This is a genomic window from Mesorhizobium vachelliae (assembly GCF_033977325.1).
GTDB classification, from domain to species: Bacteria; Pseudomonadota; Alphaproteobacteria; order Rhizobiales; family Rhizobiaceae; genus Mesorhizobium; species Mesorhizobium vachelliae.
The window spans coordinates 1-20,697 of the sequence record NZ_JAVIIR010000003.1 but is presented as its reverse complement, the minus strand read 5'-3'; the positions used below and the strand labels follow the sequence as shown (position 1 = coordinate 20,697).

General features: G+C 64.3%; 22 protein-coding genes. 16 read left to right on the top strand and 6 right to left on the bottom strand.

All coding sequences use genetic code 11. The features are described from left to right. The first annotated feature begins 40 nt into the window (after nt 1–40). Together msrA and RFM41_RS06885 are read left to right on the top strand one after the other, a co-directional pair. Nucleotides 41–778, top strand: a complete 738-nt coding sequence (gene msrA / locus RFM41_RS06890) for a peptide-methionine (S)-S-oxide reductase MsrA (protein ID WP_320248025.1) — start codon at nt 41–43, stop codon at nt 776–778. 576 nt (nt 779–1,354) lie between these two features. After that, nucleotides 1,355–3,058: a phospholipase D-like domain-containing protein gene (locus RFM41_RS06885; protein WP_320248026.1), complete on the top strand. Its 1,704-nt coding sequence runs from the start codon at nt 1,355–1,357 to the stop codon at nt 3,056–3,058. Between the two features lie 159 nt (nt 3,059–3,217). On the opposite strand, the gene RFM41_RS06880 is transcribed toward RFM41_RS06885, so the two are convergent. Further along, nucleotides 3,218–3,553: a hypothetical protein gene (locus RFM41_RS06880; protein ID WP_320319256.1), complete on the bottom strand. Its 336-nt coding sequence runs from the start codon at nt 3,551–3,553 to the stop codon at nt 3,218–3,220. A gap of 191 nt (nt 3,554–3,744) precedes the next feature. Between RFM41_RS06880 and RFM41_RS06875 the strand changes: the two genes are divergently transcribed. Both RFM41_RS06875 and RFM41_RS06870 read left to right on the top strand, forming a co-directional pair. Continuing rightward, complete coding sequence (locus tag RFM41_RS06875) at nt 3,745–4,671, top strand: ABC transporter ATP-binding protein (protein ID WP_320248028.1); 927 nt, start codon at nt 3,745–3,747, stop codon at nt 4,669–4,671. Then, complete coding sequence (locus tag RFM41_RS06870) at nt 4,668–5,447, top strand: ABC transporter permease (RefSeq protein WP_320248031.1); 780 nt, start codon at nt 4,668–4,670, stop codon at nt 5,445–5,447. The genes RFM41_RS06875 and RFM41_RS06870 overlap by 4 nt, the downstream gene beginning before the upstream one ends. Before the next feature lie 477 nt (nt 5,448–5,924). On the opposite strand, the gene RFM41_RS06865 is transcribed toward RFM41_RS06870, so the two are convergent. Continuing rightward, the gene (locus RFM41_RS06865; RefSeq protein ID WP_320248033.1) at nt 5,925–6,962 is read right to left on the bottom strand and encodes a phosphatidylglycerol lysyltransferase domain-containing protein; all 1,038 of its coding nucleotides are present in this window, start codon (nt 6,960–6,962) and stop codon (nt 5,925–5,927) included. 217 nt (nt 6,963–7,179) lie between these two features. On the opposite strand from RFM41_RS06865, the gene RFM41_RS06860 reads away from it, so the two are divergent. Beyond that, a complete protein-coding gene (locus RFM41_RS06860; RefSeq protein WP_320248035.1) occupies nt 7,180–7,671 on the top strand; it encodes a MarR family winged helix-turn-helix transcriptional regulator in 492 nt (163 codons plus the stop codon). Next, nucleotides 7,668–8,348 (top strand): GNAT family N-acetyltransferase, encoded by a 681-nt coding sequence (locus tag RFM41_RS06855; RefSeq protein WP_320248036.1) that lies wholly within the window; start codon nt 7,668–7,670, stop codon nt 8,346–8,348. The genes RFM41_RS06860 and RFM41_RS06855 overlap by 4 nt, the downstream gene beginning before the upstream one ends. A 271-nt stretch (nt 8,349–8,619) precedes the next feature. On the opposite strand, the gene RFM41_RS06850 is transcribed toward RFM41_RS06855, so the two are convergent. After that, entirely contained in the window at nt 8,620–10,617 is a 1,998-nt protein-coding gene (locus RFM41_RS06850; RefSeq protein WP_320248038.1) for a PhoX family protein, read from the bottom strand. A 260-nt stretch (nt 10,618–10,877) separates the two neighbouring features. Between RFM41_RS06850 and RFM41_RS06845 the strand changes: the two genes are divergently transcribed. The 3 genes from RFM41_RS06845 to RFM41_RS06835 all read left to right on the top strand — a co-directional run bounded on the left by RFM41_RS06845 (nt 10,878) and on the right by RFM41_RS06835 (nt 12,288). Next, the gene (locus RFM41_RS06845; RefSeq protein WP_320248039.1) at nt 10,878–11,216 is read left to right on the top strand and encodes a hypothetical protein; all 339 of its coding nucleotides are present in this window, start codon (nt 10,878–10,880) and stop codon (nt 11,214–11,216) included. A 14-nt stretch (nt 11,217–11,230) separates the two neighbouring features. Beyond that, a complete protein-coding gene (locus tag RFM41_RS06840) occupies nt 11,231–11,932 on the top strand; it encodes a phosphatase PAP2 family protein (protein ID WP_320248041.1) in 702 nt (233 codons plus the stop codon). An 89-nt stretch (nt 11,933–12,021) separates the two neighbouring features. Then, entirely contained in the window at nt 12,022–12,288 is a 267-nt protein-coding gene (locus RFM41_RS06835) for a helix-turn-helix domain-containing protein (RefSeq protein WP_320248043.1), read from the top strand. 61 nt (nt 12,289–12,349) lie between these two features. On the opposite strand, the gene RFM41_RS06830 is transcribed toward RFM41_RS06835, so the two are convergent. Next, nucleotides 12,350–13,276, bottom strand: a complete 927-nt coding sequence (locus tag RFM41_RS06830) for a DMT family transporter (RefSeq protein ID WP_320248044.1) — start codon at nt 13,274–13,276, stop codon at nt 12,350–12,352. Nucleotides 13,277–13,436: 160 nt separating this feature from the next. On the opposite strand from RFM41_RS06830, the gene RFM41_RS06825 reads away from it, so the two are divergent. The 3 genes from RFM41_RS06825 to sigJ are packed head-to-tail and all read left to right on the top strand — an operon-like array spanning nt 13,437 to nt 15,272. Continuing rightward, a complete protein-coding gene (locus RFM41_RS06825; protein ID WP_320248046.1) occupies nt 13,437–13,814 on the top strand; it encodes a hypothetical protein in 378 nt (125 codons plus the stop codon). Then, nucleotides 13,814–14,383 (top strand): hypothetical protein, encoded by a 570-nt coding sequence (locus tag RFM41_RS06820; RefSeq protein WP_320248048.1) that lies wholly within the window; start codon nt 13,814–13,816, stop codon nt 14,381–14,383. The genes RFM41_RS06825 and RFM41_RS06820 overlap by 1 nt, the downstream gene beginning before the upstream one ends. Continuing rightward, nucleotides 14,376–15,272, top strand: coding sequence for an RNA polymerase sigma factor SigJ (gene sigJ / locus RFM41_RS06815; protein ID WP_320248050.1), 897 nt, complete (start codon nt 14,376–14,378; stop codon nt 15,270–15,272). Before RFM41_RS06820 ends, sigJ begins: the two co-directional genes overlap by 8 nt. Before the next feature lie 39 nt (nt 15,273–15,311). On the opposite strand, the gene RFM41_RS06810 is transcribed toward sigJ, so the two are convergent. After that, entirely contained in the window at nt 15,312–16,244 is a 933-nt protein-coding gene (locus tag RFM41_RS06810) for a CHAD domain-containing protein (protein ID WP_320248052.1), read from the bottom strand. Further along, nucleotides 16,241–16,714, bottom strand: coding sequence for a CYTH domain-containing protein (locus RFM41_RS06805; protein ID WP_320248054.1), 474 nt, complete (start codon nt 16,712–16,714; stop codon nt 16,241–16,243). Before RFM41_RS06805 ends, RFM41_RS06810 begins: the two co-directional genes overlap by 4 nt. A gap of 91 nt (nt 16,715–16,805) precedes the next feature. Here RFM41_RS06805 and RFM41_RS06800 point away from each other — a divergent pair, with 91 nt between their 5' ends. Genes RFM41_RS06800 through RFM41_RS06785 form a run of 4 tightly spaced genes read left to right on the top strand, consistent with a single transcriptional unit; the run spans nt 16,806 to nt 20,510 of the window. Beyond that, nucleotides 16,806–17,510 carry a CerR family C-terminal domain-containing protein gene (locus RFM41_RS06800; protein ID WP_320248056.1) on the top strand — a complete coding sequence of 235 codons (705 nt, stop codon included), beginning with the start codon at nt 16,806–16,808 and terminating at the stop codon, nt 17,508–17,510. Then, nucleotides 17,507–18,460, top strand: a complete 954-nt coding sequence (locus tag RFM41_RS06795) for an HlyD family secretion protein (RefSeq protein ID WP_320248058.1) — start codon at nt 17,507–17,509, stop codon at nt 18,458–18,460. Before RFM41_RS06800 ends, RFM41_RS06795 begins: the two co-directional genes overlap by 4 nt. Continuing rightward, a complete protein-coding gene (locus RFM41_RS06790) occupies nt 18,457–19,377 on the top strand; it encodes an ABC transporter ATP-binding protein (protein WP_320248059.1) in 921 nt (306 codons plus the stop codon). The genes RFM41_RS06795 and RFM41_RS06790 overlap by 4 nt, the downstream gene beginning before the upstream one ends. Then, a complete protein-coding gene (locus RFM41_RS06785; protein ID WP_320248060.1) occupies nt 19,374–20,510 on the top strand; it encodes an ABC transporter permease in 1,137 nt (378 codons plus the stop codon). The genes RFM41_RS06790 and RFM41_RS06785 overlap by 4 nt, the downstream gene beginning before the upstream one ends. Nucleotides 20,511–20,697 lie beyond the last annotated feature (187 nt).

Here is a 20,697-nt window from a genome sequence, read left to right as displayed (position 1 = left end):
TTGCATCGTATATAATGGAACAACAACAGGAGATCAGGACATGAACGGCATAAAGAAAAAAGCCGCGCGGCCATTCTTCACTCGCGGCGCGGTTGCAGCGCTTGGCCTTGCGGCGGTGGCCGCTGCCGTCTTCTGGCAGAGCCCGGCGCGCTCGGCCGAGGACGCGGTGGTGATCCCGCCGCCGGCGCTGGACGAGAAGGCGGCGAGCGGCACCGAGAAGGCGATATTCGCTGGCGGCTGCTTCTGGGGCGTGCAGGGCGTGTTCCAGCACGTCAAGGGCGTCAGCAAGGCGGTGTCCGGCTATACCGGCGGCAGCGCCGAGAACGCGGTCTATGAAGTGGTCGGCACCGGCCGCACCGGCCATGCCGAGTCCGTCGAGATCACCTACGACCCGTCCAAGGTCACCTATGGCCAGCTGCTGCAGGTCTATTTCTCGGTCGCGCACAACCCGACCGAGCTCAACTACCAGGGGCCGGATTCAGGCACGCAGTACCGCTCGACGATCTTCGCCGAGAATGACGAGCAGAAGAAGGTCGCCGAGAGCTACATCGCCCAGCTGGGCAAGGCCAAGGTCTTCCCCAAGCCGATCGTCACCACGCTCGAGACCGGCAAGACCTTCTACCCGGCCGAGGATTACCATCAGGACTTCCTGACGCTGAACCCGACCTATCCCTATATCGTCTACAACGACCTGCCCAAGATCGAGAATCTGAAGTCGCTGTTCCCCAAGCTTTACAGCGAGAAGCCGGTGCTGGTGCTGGCCTCCAGCAAGAGCTGAGAGACCGTTTGGAAATTCTACTCCGGCGGTCATCTGATGGCGTTTTCTGCGCTACTGCAGCGCCGCGCGTCCTCTTGGACGCGCAAAGGACGCTGCCGCAATTTTAGTTGGCGCATGATCCTATCCGAAAATCGATTTCGATTTTCGGGGTCATGCGCAGGCTCACGGACCGAATGTCCGCTCCGCTCCGGCCTACGCCGGCCGAAGCCCTCATAAGTGCCTCCGCCCCATGAAGGCTAGGGCCGGCGGAGGCCGGTTCTCGAAACCACCACCATATGACTCGCCGGAACGAATTTCGAAACAGTCTCGGCAGGCCTGATGAAAGGTTCGGGCGGAGTGTCGCAAGGCCTCCGCCCTTTGTTTTGCTGGCAAAGAAGATGCCGTGTGAAGCAGTTCATAGATTTATACTTGATGCTGCAAAACATTGACATCCGATCTTCTGCCGCCACATAATCACTGCCGTCACCCTTTCGTAAATTCTGTCTCAACTGATCCGGGACCCTGCTTCCGGCGCGGATTCTTGTTGGCTGCTTGGCGGGCCGGGCATTCCGGCACCGTATCGGGGAGGAACGACAAATGGCCGTCGACATAAAGGTTTCCGTCTACACCAATGGCGACGATGCCTTCGTCGCCTGGGCGCCGAGCGGGTTCATAGCCGGATGCCGCGGCTTCCTGCTCGAGCGCGGCCGCAAGGCCGGCACGAGCGAGAAGATCGAGCCGGTGGAGAACCGCGTCGGCTTCACCAAGGACAAGCCGAAATCAGGCGACCACAGGCCGTCGGACGTGTGGCCGTTTCAGCGCTTCAACTGGACCGATCATGCGGCCGATGTCGGCAATGTCGTGCGCTACCGGGTGACCGCGATGATGAGCGCCGGCCCCGGCAAGCCGCTGACCAAAGGCGTATCGAGCGACTGGACGGACTGGCATACGCTCGCGACCGACGCTGGCGGCGGCTTTTCCTGCTACTTCAACCGCGGCCTGGTGCTGTCGCAATTCGTCGCCCGCTACATGGCCAAGAACAAGCTCACGCCCGCCGCCTTCAAGAAGAGCCTGCAGTCCAATGGCGACGCGAAATTCCGCGCTTTCCTGGAAGGTGATCTCGGCCTGCGCATGGTCGGGCTGACGCAAGGCGCCGGCGACGAACTGCATGCCGCGCTTTACGAGCTTGCCGACGCGACGCTGGAGACAGCGCTGATCGGGCTCGGGCCGCGCCTCCATCTCATCCTCGCCAACGGCTCCGACAAGAGCGGCGACGGCAACAAGGACGCGCGCAAGAACCTCAACGACCACGGCATCGCCACCATCGACCGGATGCTGAAATCGAAAGGCCTCGGCCACAACAAATTCGTCGTCGTGTCGCAAGACGGCGAGCCGAAGAAGGTGTGGACCGGCAGCACCAACTGGAGCACCACGGGCCTCTGCACGCAGGTCAACAACGGCCTGCTGATCGAGGACGCGGCGGTTGCACAGCATTACCGCCAGCATTGGGACCTGCTCACGGACGCCTCGCCGCCGAAGACCGACCCGGCCAATTTCACGCCGGCGCTGATGGCCGACAACGACGCGCCCAAGACCTTCACGGTGGGCAGCGCAAAGGCGACGGTGTGGTTCACCCGCACCTCGAACGGCGCCGATATGGCGGCGCTGCGCGACGTCATCAACTCGGCCAAGCAGGCGGTGCTGTTTTTGATGTTCACGCCGGGCAAGCAGGGGCTGCACACGTTGGCCGGGCAGCGCGCCCGGGAAAAGGGCATGTATGTGCGCGGCGTGGTCTCGACGCTGAGCGCCGACGAGGGCGGCACCGAGCAGAATTTCCTCGACATCAACCTGGTGAGCAGCGACCGGACATTCACGCCGGACCGCTACGCCGTGGCGCAGCCGCAAGGCCTCGACGCGCCGCTCGGACCGTGGATCGCCGAGGTCAACCGGCGTACCTTCCTGTCGCAGATCGGCCATGCCATCGTGCATTCGAAGATACTGGTGACCGACCCGCATTCGGACGATTGCGTGGTGGTGACCGGCAGCCACAATTTCTCGGCGCCGGCGAGCGAGAAGAACGACGAGAACCTGGTGATCATCCGCGGCCACAGGAAGCTCACCGCCGCCTATGCCACCTATGCGATGTCGGTCTACAGCCACTACCGCTATCGCTCCTACATTCGCGAGATGCGGGCTGAGGGCAAGACGCCGTGGAGCTACCTCGACGACGATGATCAATGGCTGAAGACCGAGCTGACGACCAAGGCGCAGGAAATCGCCTTCTGGACGGCGCAGACCTGATTTCCTTCTCCCCGCTTGCGGGGAGAAGGTGCCCAAAGGACGGATGAGGGGCGGCGCCGGCGTTCGAATTTGGCACCGCCATCTCGTTGCCTTCCAGGTCGGCGCCGCCCCTCATCGCTGCTCGCGATTGGATCGGCGCCTTGGTGACGGCACACACGATCACTTCTGATTGAACTGCGCTCTCTTCAGCGCTGTTTCCAGCGACAAGTCCGTGTTCTCGACAGTCTCTTCAATAGGTAGTCCGACCCGGATCGCATCGCCAGGTGGAAGGGTAAACGTTGGGGCGGCGTCATTGACCCTGTTCACAACCCAAAAAAGGAGCGCCATGACGGCGATGTACGCCACAAGGGAAATCAGCAAACCACCGTTCCCGAAGGAGCGTGCTATCCAATGCGCGGTGGACAAGCCGAAAGGCACAACGGAAAGCCCGGCAAAGATCAGGCCGTAGAGAAAGCGGACCAGACCTCTGCGAAGCGGATAGCTCTGTTTGAACATGCCCTCATAGTGCGGCGATACAGTTGTAAATTGTTCAATCGCCCTATTCGAAGTTGAATCATTTCGGCAATTGGCGATTCCCGTCGCCAGGCTCACTGTCCAGAACTGTCAGCAGCGGCGTCGATTTACCGTTGCACCTTGCGGCATCCGACCTATATCAGGTCACCTTTTCCAGCCGGCCGTATTTCAGCATGTCATCCATCATCTCGATCTCCGGTGTCACGAAAACCTATGCCACCGGCTTCAAGGCGCTGAAGGAAATCAATCTCGACATCGAGCGCGGCGAGATCTTCGCGCTGCTCGGGCCGAACGGCGCCGGCAAGACGACGCTGATCTCGATCGTCTGCGGCATCGTCAACCGCTCCTCGGGCACCGTCACGGTCGACGGCCACGACATCGGCCGGGACTACCGCGCGGCGCGCAGCCTGATCGGGCTGGTGCCGCAGGAGCTCACCATCGACGCCTTCGAGACCGTCTGGGCGACGGTGAACTACAGCCGCGGCCTGTTCGGCAAGGCGCCCAATAAGGATTTCGTCGAGAAGGTGCTGCGCGACCTCTCGCTGTGGGAGAAGAAGGATTCCAAGGCGATCACGCTGTCGGGCGGCATGAAACGCCGGCTGATGATCGCCAAGGCGCTGTCGCACGAGCCGCGCGTCTTGTTCCTCGACGAGCCGACGGCCGGCGTCGACGTGGAGTTGCGCCAGGACATGTGGGCGATGGTCAGGCGTCTGCGCGAGGACGGCGTCACCATCATCCTCACCACGCATTACATCGAGGAAGCCGAGGCGATGGCCGACCGCGTCGGCGTCATCAACAAGGGCGAGATCATCCTGGTCGAAGGCAAGGCCGAGCTCATGCGCAAGCTTGGCCGCAAGCAGATGACCCTGGAGCTGCGCGCGCCGCTTTCCGCCGTTCCGGACGGACTTTCTCGCTATTCATTGGAGCTGTCCGCCGATGGCAACCAGCTCACCTACATCTATGACAACCAGAGCGACCGTCCTGGCGTCGCCTCGCTGATCCGCGACCTCGAGGCGGCTGGCGTCCAGTTCCGCGATCTCGACACCAAGAACAGCTCGCTCGAAGAGATCTTCGTCAATCTCCTGAGGCAAGAGCCATGAACCTGAGCGCTGCCCCTAATTTTCGAGCCGTATGGGCGATCTACCGGGTGGAGATGGCGCGCGCCTTCCGCACCGTCCTGCAGAGCATCATCTCCCCGGTCATCTCGACCTCGCTCTATTTCGTCGTCTTCGGCTCGGCCATCGGCTCGCGCATCAACGAGATCGACGGCATCCCCTATGGCGCCTTCATCGTGCCGGGCCTGATGATGCTGTCGCTTCTGACCCAGTCGATCTCCAACGCCTCCTTCGCCATCTATTTCCCGAAATTCGTCGGCTCGATCTATGAGCTTTTGTCGGCGCCGGTCTCCTATCTGGAGATCATCCTCGCCTATGTCGGGGGTGCGGCGACCAAGTCGATCATGCTCGGCCTGATCATCCTGGCCACCGCCGCACTTTTCGTGCCGCTGAGGATCGAGCATCCGTTCTGGATGATTGCCTTCCTGGTGCTGACCGCAGTGACCTTCAGCCTGTTCGGCTTCATCATCGGCATCTGGGCAAAGACCTTCGAGCAGCTGCAGCTGGTGCCGCTCCTGATCGTCACGCCGCTCACCTTCCTCGGCGGCAGCTTCTATTCGATCCACATGCTGCCGGGCATCTGGAAGACGGTCACGCTGTTCAATCCGGTGGTCTACCTGATCAGCGGATTCCGCTGGAGTTTTTACGGCAAGGCCGACGTCTCGGTCGGCGTCAGCCTCGGCATGACGCTTGTGTTCTTGGGCATCTGCATCGCGATCGTCGCGTGGATCTTCAGGACCGGCTATCGGTTGCGGAACTGACGGAGTTCCTCGCCCCACGAAGTGGGCTGCGGCATGCACACATTTCCAGGCTGCTGGTATTTGGCGATAGTGTGCATGGCAGCTTGGCGCATGCATTGTCTAGAGCAGGATGACGATTTTGTTGAATCGTCATCCTGCTCTAATTTTTTGTTGGAGCATGATCTTTTCCGAAAACCGGTTCCCACTTTTCGGGATCATGCTCTACTGTAGCGCTGGTCGACCCCCACTCCGTCTCGGCTTCGCCGAGCCACCTCTCCCCGATCGACGGGGTAGAGGAAAGGCACCAAGCTTTTTGCTGTCGACGCTCGTCCAGCAACGCTCCCTTCCTTTCCCTCCGGAGGGGGGAAAGGTGGCGCTGCGAAGCAGCGACGGATTGGGGGAACCACGTGGCAATCAAGCTTCGGCCTGATCAGTCGCGCCAGTCACAAAAGATGTGTGCATGGCGAGACGAATATGGGGCGAGGAAAGAGCGCCAGGTCAAATCGCCTTCAGCAAACGCAGCAGGCCCAGCATCTCCACGAACGTCCCTTTGCGGAACGCGATATAGGTCGGCTCCTCGACGCCGTGGAAGCGGCGCTTGAAGGCCGCCTGGCCCTGCAGGTTGAAGCGCGAGCGGTTGACCCAGGGCGAGTTGTAGGCGCGCTGGAAGGCGCCGCGCCAGAAGCTCGATTCGGCAAAGCCGCTGGGCTCGATATCGGATAGCGGCGAGAGGCCGAGCGTCACCTCGGAGATGCCTTCCTCACGAAAGCGGTCGACGGCGAACTTGGTCAGGCCGACCTCGGCATGCGGCGTCGCGTCGACCTGCTTGCGCTTGAAGGCGGTGGTGTAGCCGATGACCTTGCCGTCCCGGAACAGCGGGTCGAAATCGAGGATGGCGAGAAGCCGGCCTTCTGGGCTGTGCAGGAGGAAGCGGCGCATGTCGACGCCGAGCTCTTCGGAAAAGCGGCGGTTGAGGAAGCCCATCTCCCAGCGCTTGATGATGCGCTCCTTGCGCCAGTCGGCCGAAAGCTGAGCGATCTCCTCCTGCAGCCTGTCGCCTCTGTCCTCGGCGATGGTGAAACCCTTCTTCGTCAGCCAGCGTTCGGAATAGCGCACGGTCTCGTTGCGCTTGCCGGAAAAGTCATGCGCCGGCAGGAGCAGCCTGGTGTCGATGCCGAGGCGGTTGACATGATAGCCGAGGCCGGCGAGCACCTTGGCCGTATCCATGCCGATCTGGACGAACCACGGGCCGCCGGCGGCCTCGACGAAGCGCTTGATATAGGCCGCGCGATCCGCCGGATCGACCACCGGATCGCCCAGAGCGAAATGACGGCTCATCTTGGTGCCGAAGGCGATGTAGCCGTCGCCATCGCTGAAATAGGACAGCTTCTGCTGCACGGCCGTGGAATAGGCGAGCGAGAAATCGCCGTGGCGGCGCACCAGCGCCAGGCGTTCGGCGTCCGTCAAGTCGCACCGCGGAACCTTTGGTGCCACGGCGTCGAGAAGCCTGTCGAAATAGATGCGCAGGGGCGCCATGAGCTCCGCGTGCCAAGAGTGATGACCTGCCGCCCTCAGGTCGCGAATCGCTCGCGACCGGCCACGTCGCGTCAGCGCGATATAGGATGCAATTGGCCACGAATGAAGGGCAAATGTCCGAAAGCGAATGCTATCGCCCATAGACTGCCGCGAGAGCTTTGTCTTGATATTTCTATGTCATGTTATATATCAAATTATCGATTATGGCGAGCGACCCATGGAAGACATTCTTCGATCCCTCGGCTTTCTCTGCCTCGGCAGCCGGATGAAGCGCATGGGCGAGCAGTTGCAGGCCGACACGCAGCGTGTGCTCGACCGGCTGGATGTGAGCGTCCAGTCGAGCCAGTACCCGCTGCTCGCCGCGCTCGACAGGCTGGGTCCGCTGCCGGTCGGCGAGCTGGCGCAATCCTTGGGCGTCGCGCAACCGGGCGTGACGCGCAGCGCGGCTCTGCTTGCCGAGCTGGGGCTGGTCGAGGTCAACCCTTCGCAAGACGACCAGCGGCGCAGGATCGTTTCGCTGAGCCTTAACGGCCGGAGGCTGGTCGACCAGGCGAAGCGGGACATCTGGCCGAGCATCGAACATGCCGTGGCGGAGCTGTGCGCCGACCTTTCCGGGCCGCTGCTTGGCCAGCTTGCCGCCATCGAGGACCGTCTGGCCGCGACGCCGCTCCATCGCCGCGCCGAAAATGCCAGGGTTGCCGCGCCATGAAACATGTTCTCGACCGCCCCGTCTGGAGCGCGCTTGCAACGCGGCACAAGGCTCTCGCCGAAGGTGGCGACCTTGCCAGGCGGTATCGCCCGTCGATCGTTCCTTTCGCCGCCACCGCTGGCGACGATGCGGACAGCTTGCGGGCGCTGGGCAGGCTTCTCGCGCCGGGTGAAACAGCCGTGCTGGTCCAGGCGGATGAGATCGTCCTGCCGCCGCAAATTTCAGCAATCTCGGCGGCGCCGCTGGTGCAGATGATCGCCGAAGCGCCGATGCCGGCGATGTCCGACGGGCACATCCAACAGCTGACGAAAGGCGACGCGGCGGAGATGCTGGCTCTCGCCTCGCTCACCAAGCCCGGCCCCTTCACGCTGGAAGCGCTGAACCTCGGCGATTTCTGGGGCATCCGGATCGGCGACAGGCTCGCGGCGATGGCCGGCGAGCGCATGAAGCAGCCCGGCTATTCGGAACTCAGCGGCGTGTGCACCCATCCGGATTTCCGCGGCGGCGGCCTTGCCCGACTGCTGTCGGTGTTCGTGGCCGGCCGGATTGCGGCGCGCGGCGAGGTTCCGTACCTGCACGCCTATGAGAGCAACGCCGCGGCGATCAGGCTTTACGAGACGATCGGTTTCCGGTTGCGGAGCGTGATGAACATGGCGATGGTTCAACGCGCCGGATAATTGACCTGGGAGATTGGCTCAAAGGCGCCGTGACTTCGTCATCCACGAGCGAAGCGGACGCGTAGACCCGAGGATCCATGCCGTGACTCTAAGGCGCTGCAGCGGCGCAGAATTCTGCTCCGCTGTACTCTACGACCGAGGTAACGGCATGGATCCCAGGGTCTTTGCGACGGAGCTTCGCTCCTGCTTCGCCCTGGGATGACGACGTTGGGGAGGCCTCAGCCAATCCCCAACGTCGGCGATCATGCATGCATGCGGAAGCGGCAGCAGCTCACACCGCGATCTTGCCGCCGCCCTGCTTCGTGATCGCAACCACCGAAGGCCGCACCGGCATGTCCGGCTTGAAGTCCGGCCAGCGGGTCGACGGGTCCTCGTAGTAGGACGGGCGGCCGAACCCTTCCCAGTCCTCGCCGCCATCGCCCGGATGCTGCACGGCGACGAAAGCCGTCTGGTCGTCCGGCGCGAAGAGCGGGCCGCACATTTCGGCGCCGATCGGCACGCGGAAGAACAGTTTCGAGGTTGCCCGCGCCGCGCCCTCGGTGTCGACCGCCCAGAGGCCGTCGGTGCGGCCGGTGGCCTTCGGCCCCTGGCCGTCGGTGGCGACCCACAGGCGCCCGGCGGAATCGACGGCGCAATTGTCCGGCATGCCGAACCAGCCATGGGCGGTGGTCGCGGTCGAGAAGGTGGCGCCGACATCGGCGATCGAAGGATCGCCGCATTTCAACAGCACTTCCCACTTGCCCTTGGTGCTAGCGAAGTCGCCGCCATCCTCGACGATCTCGATGATGTGGCCGAAGGCGTTGTCGGCGCGCGGATTGGCGGCGTCGACCTGCTCGGCCTTGCGCTTGGAATTGTTGGTCAGCATGACATAGACCTTGCCGTTGCCGGCATTGGGCTGGATATCCTCCGGCCGGTCCATCTTGGTGGCGCCCAGCAGGTCGGCGGCACGCCGCGTCTCGATCAGCACATCGGCCTGGGACCCAAATCCGTTCTCCGCCGTCAGCGGGCCTTGGCCGAACACGATCGGCATCCATTCGACCGAACCGTCCTCGGCGAACTTCGCCACATGCAGCGTGCCGTCGTCGAGCAGGTTCATGTTCGCCGCACGGTCATTGGGGTTGAAGGTGCCGGCGGTGACAAATTTATAGACATAGTCGAAGCGCTCGTCGTCGCCGAGATAGAAGACGACGCGGCCGTCCTTGGCGACGATCGACTCGGCGCCCTCATGCTTGAAACGGCCCATGGCGGTGCGCTTCCTCGGTGTAGAGGTCGGGTCGTTGACGTCGACCTCGACGATCCAGCCGAAACGATTGGGCTCGTTCGGCTCCTTGGCAAGGTTGAAGCGGTCGTAATGCGCGCCCCACTCATAAGCGCCTTCCGGGATGCCGAGGCGCTTGTAATTGGCGGCTTCCTTGTGGCCTTCCGGCAATTCGCCCGAGAAATAGCCGTGGATGTTCTCTTCGGCCATCACATAGGTGCCCCAGGGCGTGACGCCGCCGGCGCAATTGTTGAGGGTGCCGATGGCCTTGGTGCCGGACGGGTCGGCATTGGTCTTGACGCGGTCGTGTCCGGCAACCGGGCCGGACAGCGCCATCTCGGTGGTCGACATGATGCGGCGGTTGAGCTTGCCGTCGCGCACCACTTGCCACTTGCCGCCTTGCTTGCGGATCTCGACGATGGTGCCGCCATGCGCGGCCATCTCGACATCGACCTGCTTCTTCGAAAGCGGCGCCACCTCGGCGGCCTTCTTGCCATCCTTCTCGACGATCGAGACGATGCCGGGGAACATCAGATGCGGGTTGGTGTATTCGTGGTTGACGACCAAAAGGCCGTGCTCGGCCGAGCCGTCGATCGGGATATAGCCGACATAGTCGTTGTTGTAGCCGAATTGCCTGGCCTGGGCCTCGGCCGACTGCTTCAGCGGATCGAACTCCGGCGAGTCGGTGAAGAGCGGATCGCCCCAGCGCAACAGCACGTCGGCGTCATAGCCCGGCGCGACATGGTGCTTGTCGTCGATGCCGGCTTCGAGCTCGTCGAATTTGAAGGCCGAGGCCTCGCTGGCGCGCGCCTCGTCGGCGGCGACCAGCGCCAGCGGGCTGACGGTGGCGGCGATGGCCGAGACGGCCAGCGAGCCCATGAGGAAGCCGCGGCGCGAGAAACGCGCGGCGATGATCTCGCCCATGGTGCGGTTGTCGGTCGGGTTGACGGGCGGGCCGTCATTGTCTTCCAGCTGGCTGGTGCGGAAACGGGTTTCAGGGGTCACGGTCATGGTGTTCCTCTGGCTTCTTGAGGTGGCTGGGATTTTGACCTTTCGACCCCTAAAGCGGGCCGATCACATTTTCGTGACATCGCCGTGATCGAACCGCAAGAGTTGCTTGCCGGCTTGCAGCGCCGGTGTTTTGTGATTCCCGGCTCCGGCCCCTTGTGAGCGGGGGCGCTTCGCCGCCATCAGCTTGACGACTTCGCCCGCTTCGGAAACAAGGGCTGCGGCCGGCGTGGCGACGGCGCTTCGAACAAGGGGACGGCAAGGTGAGTTTCTGGGGACTGGCGCAGCTCGGCATTTCGACCCTGATGTTCCTGCTGGCGGCGATGGCTGCCAAGCAATGGGGGATGGCGCCGAGCCTAGCCAAACTGCTGCTGACGCTGGCGCTCTACACGGCCGGCAATCTCATCATGCTGCGGCTGGTGCGCGAGTTCGGCATGTCGGTGTCGTTCAGCCTGTCGGCGGTGATCCAGCTCGTCGCGGTCAATGTCGCGGCGCTCGCCTTTTTCGGCGAACGGCTCAATGTTTTGCAGGCGACCGGCATGGTGCTGGCGATCGCCGCCGTCGCCCTGATCACGCTCGGGCCCTATATGCAGAAGCTCTGACGTTTGAGCCTCTGATGAAATCATCCACCGGCGCGCTGCTTGCCAAGATCGAATTCCCCCTGCTTCTGGCCGGGCTGGTCATCGCCGGCTGTCTGTGGGGCTTCGAGGAATTGATGGAGGTGGCGCGCGCCACGACTCCGCACGCCTTCGACACGGAAATCCTGCTCGCCTTCCGTCATGCCGGGCAGCCGGACAGCCCGATCGGTCCGCCCTGGCTGCAAGGCGCGGTGCGCGACGTCACCGCGCTGGGCAGCACCGCCGTGCTGGTGATCATCACGGCGGCGACGATTGTCTACCTGCTTTTGATCCGCAGGCCGGGGACGGCGCTGTTCGTATTTGTCGCCATCGCCGGCGGGCAGGTGCTCTCCAGCCTGCTCAAGCTCGAGGTCGACCGGCCGCGGCCAGAACTCGTCTCGCATCTCGTCACCGAGACGTCGCTGTCCTTTCCAAGCGGGCACGCCATGCTGTCGGCGGTGACCTATCTGACGCTGGGCTCGCTGGCGGCCCGCTTCCTGCCGGACCGCAGGACGAAGGTCTTCGTGCTTTGCCTCGCCGTGCTCACCACAGTGCTGGTCGGCACGAGCCGCGTCTATCTCGGCGTGCACTGGCCGTCCGACGTGCTTGCCGGCTGGTGCGCCGGCTTTGCCTGGGCCATGCTGTGCTGGCTTGCGGCTCGCCTGCTGCAGCGGCGCAAAATGGTAACCGACAGCGACTGATCTATGTCTGAAGCATCTAAAATGATGCTTGAGACATTGTAATATCTACAATATACATCCCGTGAAGCTTCGGAGACAGGTTACCGCCAATGATCACTGCCGCACAGATGCGCGCCGCGCGGGCGTTGACCGGGATCGACCAGAAGACGCTGGCCGAGCGCGCCGGGGTCTCGCTGCCGACGATCCAGCGCATGGAGGCGAGCGACGGCGTCGTCCGGGGCGTGGTCGACACGTTGATGAAGGTCATCCAGGCGCTCGATGAGGCGGGCGTGGAGCTGATCGGCGAAAACCAGGCCAGCGAGCGTGGCGGCAGGGGCGTGCGCCTCAAGGCCGCGGTGCAGAGCCCGCAAGGCTGAGCGGCGTCGGCTTGGCTGAACCGGCATTACAGCCGAACCAGCCAGCCAATGCCCTGCTCTCTCACATCGCCGCTTCGATCGGCTCGGCAAGCTTTGGATTGGCGCGCGCGGCGATCAGGCAGCCGGCGACGATGAGGCATGCGCCCGCCAGCGTGGTCCAGGCCACCTTCTCGCCGAAGAAGAACCAGCCAAGCGCGATTGCCCAGATGAAGGCCGAGTATTCGGTCGGGATCAGATATTGCGCTTCGGCACGGGCGTAGGACCAGCTCATCAGGAATTGTCCGGCGAGCGACAGCAGCGCCACCCCGGCCAAGGGAAGCCACAGATCGCCCGGCAGCGCAACGGCGAGCCAGGGTGCTGCGAGACCGAGGATGATCGCGACGAAGAGGTTCTGGAACAGCATGATCTCCACCGGCTTGGCCAGCAGCGCCTGTTGCCGCGAGAGGATCAGATTGTAGGCATAGAACACCGTCGATGCGAGCACCGCGACCGTGCCGAGCAGGGCATCCTGCGAATGGCTTGCCGCCCCGAACTGGCCGGTCAGGATGATCGCGACGCCCGCCATGCCGGCCAGCGACGCCCAGACCGCCTGCCGCCTTATGCGCTCGCCCAGCAAAAGCGCGGCGAGGAAAAGCGCAAACAGCGGCGCGACGAAGCTGAGCCCGATCGCCTCGGCGAGCGGCAGCCTGGCCAGACCCCAGAAGAACAAGACCAGGACGATGCCGACCATCGCGGCGCGGAGCGCATGCAGGCCCAGCACCGGAAGGGCCGGCTTCGAACGCGACCCCGCCGACCAGGCCGCGCCCGCGACCACCGTGGCAACCACGCTGCGCCACAGCAGCGTGTTATAGACGCCGACCGCGATGGTCAGCGACTTCATTGCCGCATCCATGCCGGACAGGAGGAAGATCGCCAGCGCGCATATCAGCACGGGAATCATCGGCGAAACGGCGCCGTTCAGGCTGGATGTCTTCACGGCTTCGCTCACATGACGGATTGCCGCCGGATAGTGCGGAGCACGCGGCGAAACCAGATGGCAGCGCCGCCGATGTGACGGTCCAATGCCGATCGGCGGATGCGAAAAATTTCGCCGCTTGCTGTCACACCCCAGCCGGCTATCCCCGTCATGACGGCAGGAGGTCACACTCATGCGCGTTCTTCTTCTGGTCATCGGCATCTACCAGGCGGCCAATGGCGTCGTCATGCTGGCGGTACCCGAAATCTGGTATTCGGCCGTCCCTGGCGTCTCGGAGACCGGGCCGGCCAACATCCATTTCATCCGTGACATCGGCCTCGCCTTCCTGGCGGCCGGCGTTGCGCTGCTTATGGCGAGCCGGCGGCCGGGCGACGGACGGCTGATCACGGTCGCGACGATCTTCCTTGGCGGACACGCGGTCTATCACCTCGTCGAGATGGCGCATGGCACGACGCTTACCGCGGCCGCGCGCGACATAATGCTGATCGTCGCGCCTGGACTACTGCCGCTTGCCGCCCTCCTGCCCGGCAGCGAGAAAGGGAGGACATGATGTTCAAACGGCTTCTCAAGCGACAGCTGCGCAAGTTCCAGAGCCGCTATGGCTACGATACGCTCTATATGCGCGAGCTGGTCGACACCGGCGAATTCGGCGCCTTGAAGCTGGCGTTGATCTCGCCCTTCACCGACGAGCGGTTCTCGCTGCCAGCCGCACCCTATTTCGCCGCCAAGGTCACAGCGGCCCGCCGCGCCGATTGCGGCTCCTGCCTGAAGCTCATCATCACCATGGCGCGGGAGGCGGGCGTCGAGCTCGAGGCGATCGAGGCCTTGCTCGACGGCGCCGCCGCTTCGCTGCCGGACGACATGGTGCTTGCCGAGCGCTATGCGCGCGCCGTTCTCGACAACGATCCGGAACTGTCCGACATTCTCGATGCCTGCCAGCAGCGCTGGGGCAAGGCGGGCATCGCCGGGCTTTCGGCCGCGGTCGTGTCGGGCCAGCTTTATCCGACGTTCAAGCGCGGGCTTGGCCACGGCAACGCCTGCGAGCCCGTGCTGGCATGGCTGAAGGCCGAGGCGGCGCGGAACGCGCGGGAGCATCACGCGGAGACGGAATTTGCCTGAGCATCAGAGCGACGGCGGCGAACGCCTGCAGGCCTATCTTGGCCAACGCAAGCGGCTGATCCGGCTCGCCTACCGCTATCTCGGTTCGGTCGGCGAGGCCGAGGACATCGTGCAGGATGCCTGGCTGCGGTTTGCCGGCGCCGACAGCATCGAGGACGCGCCGCGCCTGTTGTCGCGCATCGTCACCAATCTCAGCCTCGACAGGCTGCGCTCGGCGCAGAAGCGGCGCGAGACCTATGTCGGGCCCTGGCTGCCGGAGCCCTTCGTCGAGCAGGCAGCCAGCGCCGATATCGAGACCAGCGACGCCGCGCTCGACATCTCGTTCAGCGTCATGCGGGCTTTGGAGCGCCTGTCGCCGCTCGAACGCGCGGCGCTGTTCCTGCACGATCTCTACGATGTGCCGTTCGAGGAGGTAGCCGAGACGCTGAAGCGGTCACCCGCCGCCTGCCGGCAGATGGCGTCCCGGGCGCGCAAGATGCTGAGAAAGGACAACCGCCGCTTTCCGGCTAACGAGACCGACATCGCCCGCTACGTCGCGGGCTTCGAGCAGGCCATGACCAGCGGCGATATCGAGCCGCTGAAGCGGCTGCTGGCCGAGGATGTGGAATTCATTGCCGACGGCGGCGGGAAGGTGGCCGCGGCGCTGAACATCCTGGTCGGCCGCGACCGTGTGGCGAAATTCCTCGTCGGCGCGGCGCGCAAGAATCCGGACCCCGAACATACCGCGATCCGGCCGGCACTCATCAACGGCGGTCCGGGGCTGGTGGTCTCGGTCGCCGGCGCCGTCGTCCAGACGTTCAGCTTCGCCCTCGATGCGGAGGGCAGCATCGCCGCGGTCTACACCGTCCGCAATCCGGACAAACTGGCGGGTATAGGCGAGCCGCGGTGATGTGGGTGCACGGGTGGACAGCAGCGCGAGAGGGTGGCGTCAGGCCGCTTTCGCTTCTTCCTGCGGTCCGGCGAGATCGTCCCGCGCCTTGCGGGCGAGCTTCTTGGCCGAACGCTTGGGGCTGTCGCCGAACAGCTCGGCGGCATCGGCAAGGCAGGCCTTGGTCAGGCTCTTTTCGGAGCGCTTCAAGAGCTTGCGCAGGAGCCTCGTCTCGTCAGGCGGGCCGAGCGGCTCGCCTTCGGCATCGAGCAGCGCGCGCATGACGAAGACGTCGTGCAATTCGCCGAGCAGCTCGCCGAGCTTGTCGACCGCCTTGCGGCGCGCCTTGATCGGCGTCGGCCACAAGCGGCCGAGCAAGGACAGATGCATCGAATGCGTCTTGGCCGCCTTGCGCAGATCGTGGAAATCCTCGTCCTCGCCGCGCGACTCCGCCTTGTCCAGCGCCTTCTTCGCCCGCCGCAAGGTGGTGCGGGCGCCGTCAGCCAGGATGTCGGCGGCCTGCTCCGGCTGATCGGGCAGAGCGAGCCTGTCGATGCGCTCCAGGCCTTCCCGGCATGCGGCTATTGCCGCATTGATGGCGGCGTCGAGGCCGGGGCCGGCATGGAGCTCATGCTGGCGCAGCACCAGCCGCTCGCGCACGGCGTCCAGACCGCCGCCCACGGATTGTTCGGGAAAGGCATTAGCCAGGCGGTCGACCGTCTCGATCAAGGCGGTCGCCTCGCGCGGCCCGGCAAGCAGCGCCGACACCTGTTTATAACATTCATTCTCGGTCTGGCAGAACGGTTCGTCTCCGGAACGAACCAGGCGCAGCAGGGCGCGCACGCTTTTCAGCCGTTTGCGGCATTTGTGCAGCCCCTGCTCCGGCTTCTCGCGCGCCATCTCGAGATGGGCGATTGCCTTGCCGATCTCATCGGCCAATATGCGCCTGACCTCGCCGGTCAGCGGCAAGCGCGGATCGATGCGGAAGCTCATGCGGCGATCTCCGGAATCCCCCCGAGGGCCAGCGACGCGTTGTAGAATCTCGACTCGCCGGTGACCTCGCGACCGAGCCAGTCGGGCAGCATTTCGTCAGATACGTCCTCCGGCGTCTCCAGCTCCGCGATCACCAACCCCGCGAGCTTTCCGCCGAATACATCGACTTCATAGAGATAGCCGCGGTGTCTAACATGGTGGCGTGTCTTCTCGATGACACGTCCGACGGCAAACGCCATCAATTCCTCGGCCTCGGCAAGCGGGATCGAATATTCGAACTCATCGCGCTCGCGCGCCCTCTCGCCGAACTTCAGCGTCAGCTTGGCGGAGCGCCCGTCGCTGATGCGCACACGCACCGAGCGGCCGGGCTGTGCTGCGACGTAGAACTGGCGAATGCGGATCTCCGCCTCGACCTCGTCGCGCCAGGCGGGACTGGAGACCAGGAATTTACGCTCGACTTCCTTGCCCATGGCCGCGCACTAAAGCCTGTGAGGGTCGAGAAGGCAAGCCGACTCAGAGGTCAAATTTGACTTTAATCAATCGATTGATTAAAGTTCTGCCATGAGAAGGCAACTGGACCCAAAAAGGCAACAGCGCGAAGCGACCACCGCCGAGCAGACGCGGGCGGCGCTGGTGCAGGCGGCGCTCAAGCTGTTCGGACGGCAGGGTTTCGACGGCACGTCGACGCGCGAGATCGCTGCCGAGGCCAAGGCCAATATCGGCTCCATTGCCTATCATTTCGGCGGCAAGGAGGGCCTACGCGCCGCCGCCGCCGACTTTATCGTCGACACCATCCAGGGGGTTGCCGGCCAGGCGCTGGGCGGCACCCAGGCCGTTGCGCCGCTCGACCCCGAAGCCGCCCGGGCCCAGCTTTTCGCCGCCCTTGAACGGATGGTGGGCTTCGTCGTGGCCAGTCCGCATGCCGGCGAGATCGTGCAATTCGTGCTTCGCGAGCTGTCGCACCCGACCGCCGCGCTCGACCGCATCTATGCCGGCGTGTTCGAGCCGATGCACCTGCGGCTGTGCCAGATCTGGGAGCAGGCGACCGGCGAGCCGGCCGAGAGCGAAGCGACCAAGCTCACCGTCTTCACGATGATCGGCCAGGTCATCTATTTCCGCATCGGCCGCGAGGCGGTGATGCGCCGGATGGGCTGGCGCGAGATCGGCGAAGCAGAGGCCGCCAAGGTGATGGCGGTCGCAGCCGACAACCTCAAGGCCATGCTGGCAACGCGTGATCCGGTCGCCCGCAAGGAGTCCAAATCATGAGTTTTCTTTGTTTCCTTCCGCTTGCGGCGCAACTGTTTGGCGTCTGCGCGCCACCGGCGCCGCTTGCCGTCGGCTATGTCGAAGGCGAGTTCGTGCTGTTGGCACCAATCGAGGTGGCACAGGTCGCGACGGTCAACGTGAAGCGCGGAGACCGGGTGACGCCGGGCATGCCGGTGGCGACGCTGGAGGATGCCGATGCCAGGATAGCCGTGGCGCAGGCGGAGGCGGCGCTGGCGCAGGCAGAGGCGCAGCTTGCCGACCTGCAGGTCGGCAAGCGGCCGGAAGAGATCGCCGTGCTCAAGGCACAGGTGGACATGGCGAAAGCCCAGGCCGCGGATGCGCAGCGCAAGTTCGACCGCGCCAGTGACCTCTACAAGCGCGGCGCCGGCACGCAGGCCGACTACAACACCGCCACGGCCACGCTGGAGACCGCTAACGCTCAGGTCGGCCAGGCGGAAGCCAATCTCGCCGTCGGCGGCCTGCCGGCGCGCGAAGAGACGATCAGGGCCGCCGAGAACCAGGTCAAGCAGGCGCAGTCAGCCTTGGGACAGGCGCAATGGCGACTGTCCAAGCGCGTGCTGACGGCGCCTTCTCCGGGCCGCGTCAACGACGTGATCCGCAATCCTGGCGACACGGCGGGGCCGACCGCTCCGGTAATTTCGATGCTGCCGGACGGCGCCGTGAAACTCAGCGTCTACATACCGCAGGAGGCCTTCTCGTCGGTGAAGGTCGGCATGCTGCTCAACGTGCGTTGCGACGGCTGTGAGCCGGATCTCAGGGCCCGTGTCAGCTATGTCTCGCCCGATCCGGAATTCACCCCACCGGTGATCTACTCGCTGCAGAACCGGCAGAAACTGGTCTTCCTCGTCGAGGCGCGACCGGAAGGCAATGCCGGTCAGTTGAAGCCCGGCCAGATCGTCGATGTCGATCTCGCGGATCTCGGGCAATGAACGTCATCGACGTTCGCGGCCTGGTCAAGCGCTTCGGCGACAAGACCGTCGTCGACCATGTGACTATGACGGTGGCCGAAGGCGAGATCGTCGGCTTCCTCGGGCCGAACGGCTCGGGCAAGACCACGACCATCCGCATCATGTGCGGACTTTTGACGCCGGACGAGGGCGAGGGCACCGTGTTGGGCTTCGACATCCTCACCGACGCGCTGAGGATCAAGCGCGAGGTCGGCTACATGACGCAGAAATTCTCGTTCTACGAGGATTTGACGATCGGCGAGAATCTCGAATTCGTGGCGCGGCTCTATCAGTTGAAGCCGGTCGAGCAGTATGTCTCGCGCACGCTTCAGGAACTTGGCCTGACGAGCCGCCGCAACCAGCTGGCCGGCACACTTTCCGGCGGCTGGAAGCAGCGGCTGGCGCTGGCGGCCTGCATCATGCACAAGCCGAAGCTGCTTCTGCTCGACGAGCCGACGGCCGGCGTCGACCCGAAGGCGCGGCGCGAGTTCTGGGACGAGATCCATCGCCTCGCCGGCGGCGGGCTCACCGTGCTCGTCTCCACCCATTACATGGACGAGGCCGAGCGCTGCCACCGCATCAGCTACATCTCCTACGGCAAGATGCTCGCCACCGGCACGGTGGATGAGGTGGTCAGGAATGCCGGGCTGACCACCTTCGTGCTGCAGGGGCCGCGGCTCGACCAGGTGGCCGAAGCGCTGCAGGGCCGGCCCGGCGTCGACCAGGTGGCGCCGTTCGGCGCTACGCTCCATGTCGTCGGCTCCGACAAGGCGGCGCTCGAAAAAGCGCTCGCCGATGTCGAGAAGGAGCACCGGGGCGTCACGGTGAAGCCCGGCGAGACCAGCCTCGAGGATGTGTTCATCCAATTCATGTCCGGCTCTAAGGACAACATGGCATGAATGCGGTCTTCTCCTTCGCCAGGCTCGGCGCGCTGCTGATCAAGGAATTCATCCAGATGCGGCGTGACCGCATCACCTTCGCCATGATGCTGGGCGTGCCGCTGATCCAGCTGGTGCTGTTCGGCTATGCGATCAACAACGACCCGAAGAGCCTGCCGGCCGCACTTGTGGCGACCAGCAGCGATCCCTATACGCGGGCCATGGTCTCGGCGCTGCAGACCACCGGCTACTACCGCTTCGACCATGTCGCGCAAAGTGCGGCGGAAGCCGAGTTCCTGATGGCACGCGGCGACGTTTCCTTCGTCGTCACTATCCCCGCCGATTTCGCCCGCCGCGTCGAGCGCGGCGACAACCCGCAGATCCTGATCGAGGCCGACGCCACCGACCCGGCGGTGGCCAGCGGCGCCATCTCGACGCTCGGCACCGTGGCCAGCCAGGCGCTGCTTCGGGCGCAGGGCATGCAGGAAGCGGCCAAGGAGGCGGCGCGCGGCCAGCTCGATGTCGTCGTGCACCGGCGCTACAACCCCGAAGGCATCTCACAATACAACATCGTTCCCGGCCTGCTCGGCGTCATCCTGCAGATGACGATGGTGATGATGACCTCGATCGCGCTGACGCGCGAGACCGAGCGCGGCACGATGGAAAACCTGCTGGCCATGCCGTCGAGCCCGCTGGAGATCATGCTGGGCAAGGTGCTGCCCTATCTGGTGGTGGGCGCCGTGCAGGTGGTGGTGGTGCTGGCTGCGGCGAAGCTTCTGTTTTTCATTCCCTTCATGGGATCGCTGTCGCTGCTGCTCTCGACCGTGCTGGTGTTCGTGCTTTCGCTGGTGCTGCTCGGCTATACGATCTCGACGATCGCGCGCACGCAGATGCAGGCGCTGCAGCTCACCTTCTTCTTCTTCCTGCCCTCGATCATGCTGTCGGGCTTCATGTTCCCCTATCGCGGCATGCCGGGCTGGGCCCAGACCTTCGGCGAGATTTTCCCGCTGACGCATTTCTTGCGCATCACGCGCGCGGTCATGCTGAAGGGCGCGGAGCTGCCGGCGGTGGCGACGGAGATCGGCTGGCTGGTCGTGTTCGTGGCGCTGTTTGCCGGCGTGGCGCTGGTGCGGTTCCGGCGCACGCTCGATTGACCAAGGCACGGCGGAAAGCTTTTAACGCTGGAGGGACAGCGCCCCCCTCTGGCCTGCCGGCCATCTCCCCCACGAGGGCATAGGCGCTAAGATAGGGATTGCGGCGCGGAATCGGTTGTGATTCTACGCTGGGGATGACACACGAATCGCTTGTTGATGACGGCTGGGCCGAGACGATTGAGTTGCT